This is a genomic window from Christensenella tenuis (assembly GCF_014287795.1).
In the GTDB taxonomy this organism is placed as follows: domain Bacteria; phylum Bacillota; class Clostridia; order Christensenellales; family Christensenellaceae; genus Christensenella; species Christensenella tenuis.
This window is the reverse complement of record NZ_JACOON010000011.1, coordinates 1-5212: the sequence shown is the minus strand read 5'-3', so window position 1 is coordinate 5212 and position 5212 is coordinate 1. Positions and strand designations below refer to the sequence as shown.

Genomic DNA, 5212 nt, shown 5'->3' with positions numbered 1-5212 from the left:
AAAAAAAGACAAAAAAAAACTAAAAAAAGGAGTTGACACAGGGGAGGGAGTTTGGTATTATAAATAAGCCGCAAAAAACGCGGCGAACCTTGAAAAATCAATACAGTACCAAGAACGAAAAGGAAATGCTTGAAAGCGGAGCCTAGGTCAAGAGATTAGTTAAAAGCATCTGAGAAGATGTTAAGATTTTAATTAAGAGTTTGATCCTGGCTCAGGACGAACGCTGGCGGCGTGCTTAACACATGCAAGTCGAACGAAGTTATTCAGACAGAAGCCTTCGGGTGGAAGATTGAATATACTTAGTGGCGGACGGGTGAGTAACGCGTGAGCAACCTGCCCTGCAAAGGGGGACAACAGTTGGAAACGACTGCTAATACCGCATAAGACCACGGTCTCGCATGGGACTGAGGTAAAAGGATTTATTCGATGCAGGATGGGCTCGCGTCCCATTAGATAGTTGGTGAGGTAACGGCCCACCAAGTCAACGATGGGTAGCCGACCTGAGAGGGTGATCGGCCACACTGGAACTGAGACACGGTCCAGACTCCTACGGGAGGCAGCAGTGGGGAATATTGGGCAATGGGGGAAACCCTGACCCAGCAACGCCGCGTGAGGGAAGAAGGTCTTCGGATTGTAAACCTTTGTCCTATGGGACGAAAGAAATGACGGTACCATAGGAGGAAGCTCCGGCTAACTACGTGCCAGCAGCCGCGGTAATACGTAGGGAGCAAGCGTTGTCCGGAATTACTGGGCGTAAAGGGTGCGTAGGTGGTCATGTAAGTCAGATGTGAAAGACCCGGGCTTAACCCGGGGGCTGCATTTGAAACTGTGTGACTTGAGTACAGGAGAGGGAAGTGGAATTCCTAGTGTAGCGGTGAAATGCGTAGATATTAGGAGGAACACCAGTGGCGAAGGCGACTTTCTGGACTGTAACTGACACTGAGGCACGAAAGCGTGGGGAGCAAACAGGATTAGATACCCTGGTAGTCCACGCCGTAAACGATGGATACTAGGTGTGGGGCCCGATAGGGTTCCGTGCCGAAGCAAACGCATTAAGTATCCCGCCTGGGGAGTACGATCGCAAGGTTGAAACTCAAAGGAATTGACGGGGGCCCGCACAAGCAGCGGAGCATGTGGTTTAATTCGAAGCAACGCGAAGAACCTTACCAAGGCTTGACATCCTCTGACGACTGTAGAGATACAGTTTCCCTTCGGGGCAGAGAGACAGGTGGTGCATGGTTGTCGTCAGCTCGTGTCGTGAGATGTTGGGTTAAGTCCCGCAACGAGCGCAACCCTTATTGCTAGTTGCCAGCGAGTAAAGTCGGGAACTCTAGTGAGACTGCCGGGGACAACTCGGAGGAAGGTGGGGACGACGTCAAATCATCATGCCCCTTATGTCTTGGGCTACACACGTGCTACAATGGCCGGTACAAAGGGCAGCGAACCCGTAAGGGGAAGCGAATCTCAAAAAGCCGGTCCCAGTTCGGATTGTGGGCTGCAACCCGCCCACATGAAGTCGGAGTTGCTAGTAATCGCGAATCAGCATGTCGCGGTGAATGCGTTCCCGGGCCTTGTACACACCGCCCGTCACACCACGGAAGTTGGGAGCACCCGAAGCCAGTGGCTTAACCGCAAGGGGAGAGCTGTCGAAGGTGAGATCAATGACTGGGGTGAAGTCGTAACAAGGTAGCCGTATCGGAAGGTGCGGCTGGATCACCTCCTTTCTAGGGTGTAGAAAAGAGAGATCGAAAGCGAAGCAAGTAAAGGATTTTCTTTTCGGTACTGTATGGATTTGAAACAGGGAACTGCATAGTAAGCCTTTTAGAGCACATACAGGGATGTATGTGATTTAAAATGGGGGTGTAGCTCAGCTGGGAGAGCACCTGCCTTGCAAGCAGGGGGTCAGCGGTTCGATTCCGCTCATCTCCACCAAGTGGGGGAAAGCGGGAGACACCGAAGCAGCTAACTGAAGATGGGCTCATAGCTCAGCAGGTTAGAGCACACGCCTGATAAGCGTGAGGTCGGTGGTTCGAGTCCACTTGAGCCCACCAAGCATACGAAAGTATGTAAGAAAGCACATTGAAAACTGAATAGTAGAAACGAAAGAGTAGAGCGAAAAGATATCAAACAAAACTAATCTGCAAAGATGAAAAGGGTAAGATATAATTTTGCGAAAGTCTTAGGGAAAAGAAAAGTAGACGAAAAGATCAAGCTATGAAGAGCACAGGGTGAATGCCTTGGCATCAAGAACCGAAGAAGGACGTGTCAAGCTGCGAAAAGCTGCGGGGAGTTGCAAGCAAACATTGATCCGCAGATATCCGAATGAGGGAACTCAGCATCTGTAATAGGATGTTACCATATACTGAATTCATAGGTATATGGGGGGAACCCGGTGAACTGAAACATCTAAGTAGCCGGAGGAAAGGAAAACAAGCGTGATTCCCAAAGTAGCGGCGAGCGAAATGGGAAGAGGCCAAACCGGAAGTCTTCGGACATCCGGGGTTGCGGACCCATACAATCGATCTGACGAATATAGCTGAATAGCATTGGAAAGTGCAGCCAAAGAGGGTAAAAGCCCCGTAAGCGAAATACGAGTTAGCGAGATGGGCACCAGAGTACCACGGGACACGAGAAACCCCGTGGGAAGCCGGGAGGACCACCTTCCAAGCCTAAATATTCCTTGATGACCGATAGAGAAATAGTACCGTGAGGGAAAGGTGAAAAGCACCCCGGGAGGGGAGTGAAAGAGAACCTGAAACCTTGTGCTTACAAGCAGTGGGGGCACTATTAGAAAGTGTGACCACGTACTTTTTGTAGAACGGGCCAGCGAGTTACGGTATGCAGCAAGGTTAAGTGACTGGAGTCACGGAGCCGAAGGGAGACCGAGTCTTAATAGGGCGTTAAGTTGCATGCTGTAGACCCGAAACCGGGCGACCTACCCATGAGCAGGTTGAAGCGGTGGTAAAACACCGTGGAGGACCGAACCACACGTATGTTGAAAAATGCGGGGATGACTTGTGGGTAGCGGAGAAATTCCAATCGAGCTCGGAGATAGCTGGTTCTCCTCGAAATAGCTTTAGGGCTAGCCTCGAGCGAAGATATATGGGGGTAGAGCACTGAATGGACTAGGGGGCTTCACGGCTTACCGAATCTTATCAAACTCCGAATACCATATATTACATACTCGGGAGTCAGACAGTGTGAGATAAGTTTCATTGTCAAAAGGGAAAGAGCCCAGATCATCAACTAAGGTCCCAAAGTGTAAGTTAAGTGGAAAAGGATGTGGAATTGCAGAGACAACTAGGATGTTGGCTCAGAAGCAGCCACTCATTTAAAGAGTGCGTAACAGCTCACTAGTCGAGTGATTGTGCGCCGAAAATGTCCGGGGCTAAAACTTACCACCGAAGTTATGGGTGCGCAGCAATGCGCGCGGTAGAGGAGCATCGCAACAGGATTGAAGCCATACCGAGAGGAGTGGTGGACCGGTTGCGAGAGAGAATGCTGGCATAAGTAGCGAGAGTGAGGTGAGAATCCTCACCGTCGAAAGCCTAAGGTTTCCTGGGGAAGGCTCGTCCGCCCAGGGTAAGTCGGGACCTAAGCCGAGGACAGTATAGTCGTAGGCGATGGACAACAGGTTGATATTCCTGTACTACCGGCCATTCGTTTGACTGACGCAGTGACACAGGAGGATAGCAGAAGCGGGCTGATGGTAGAGCCCGTCTAAGCACTAAGGGTGGAAATTAGTGAAGTACGGTTTCCAAAAAGCCTGAGGTGTGATGGGGACAGAAAATAAGTATGGAAGTCTGTGAATCCACACTGGCGAGAAAAGCTGCTAAGGAGAATGGCAGGTACCCGTACCGCAAACCGACACAGGTAGGCGAGGAGAGAATCCTAAGACGATCGGGAGAAGCATTGTTAAGGAACTCGGCAAAATGACTCCGTAACTTCGGGATAAGGAGTGCCTAGCAATAGGTCGCAGTGAATAGGCCCAAGCGACTGTTTAGCAAAAACACAGGTCTGTGCGAAATCGAGAGATGAAGTATACGGGCTGACGCCTGCCCAGTGCTGGAAGGTTAAGGGGAACTGTTAGCGCAAGCGAAGCAGGGAACTTAAGCCCCAGTGAACGGCGGCCGTAACTATAACGGTCCTAAGGTAGCGAAATTCCTTGTCGGGTAAGTTCCGACCCGCACGAATGGCGTAACGACTTGGGCACTGTCTCAACAATGTACCCGGCGAAATTGTAGTATGAGTGAAGATGCTCATTACCCGCGATAGGACGGAAAGACCCCGTAGAGCTTTACTGCAACTTGGCATTGGATTTTGGTATTGGATGTACAGGATAGGTGGGAGACTGAGAAGCTTAGACGCCAGTTTAAGCAGAGTCACTGTTGGGATACCACCCTTCTAATACTAGGGTTCTAACCCGAGGCCGTGATCCGGCTCGGGGACAGTACCAGGTGGGCAGTTTGACTGGGGCGGTCGCCTCCGAAAGAGTAACGGAGGCGCCCAAAGGTTTCCTCAGAATGGTCGGAAATCATTCATTAGAGTGCAAATGCATAAGGGAGCTTGACTGCGAGAGAGACATCTCGAGCAGGGACGAAAGTCGGGATTAGTGATCCGGCGGTATGAGAGTGGAATTGCCGTCGCTCAACGGATAAAAGCTACCTCGGGGATAACAGGCTTATCTCCCCCAAGAGTCCACATCGACGGGGAGGTTTGGCACCTCGATGTCGGCTCGTCGCATCCTGGGGCTGAAGCAGGTCCCAAGGGTTTGGCTGTTCGCCAATTAAAGCGGCACGCGAGCTGGGTTCAGAACGTCGTGAGACAGTTCGGTCCCTATCCATCGTGGGCGCAGGAAGTTTGAGTGGAGCTGTCCTTAGTACGAGAGGACCGGGATGGACGTACCAATGGTGTACCAGTTGTCGTGCCAACGGCATGGCTGGGTAGCTACGTACGGACGGGATAAACGCTGAAGGCATCTAAGCGTGAAGCCCCCCACAAGATAAGACTTCCCATCCTTTATGGAGTAAGACCCCTTGAAGACTACAAGGTTGATAGGCTGGAGGTGTAAGTGCAGCAATGTATTTAGCTGACCAGTACTAATAGGTCGAGGGCTTGATCAACGAAAGTTGATAGACAGTCTAACATAACTTAAGACTTTCTCTTTCGGACTTACTATTCAGTTTTGAGTGTGCTTTGCAACTCATTAAAA

At 50.7% G+C, this 5212-nt stretch carries 2 tRNA genes and 2 rRNA genes; all 4 read left to right on the top strand.

The window, feature by feature from the left end:
* Nucleotides 1–188: 188 nt before the first annotated feature.
* The 4 genes from H8S18_RS14465 to H8S18_RS14450 all read left to right on the top strand — a co-directional run bounded on the left by H8S18_RS14465 (nucleotide 189) and on the right by H8S18_RS14450 (nucleotide 5123).
* Nucleotides 189–1724: ribosomal RNA gene (locus H8S18_RS14465) — 16S ribosomal RNA — on the top strand.
* A gap of 132 nt (nucleotides 1725–1856) precedes the next feature.
* A tRNA-Ala gene (locus H8S18_RS14460) sits at nucleotides 1857–1932 on the top strand.
* 42 nt (nucleotides 1933–1974) lie between these two features.
* Nucleotides 1975–2051, top strand: a tRNA-Ile gene (locus tag H8S18_RS14455).
* Nucleotides 2052–2205: 154 nt separating this feature from the next.
* A 23S ribosomal RNA gene (locus H8S18_RS14450) occupies nucleotides 2206–5123 on the top strand.
* Together the 16S and 23S rRNA genes with 2 tRNA genes alongside form the textbook arrangement of a ribosomal RNA operon.
* The last annotated feature ends 89 nt before the right edge of the window (nucleotides 5124–5212 follow it).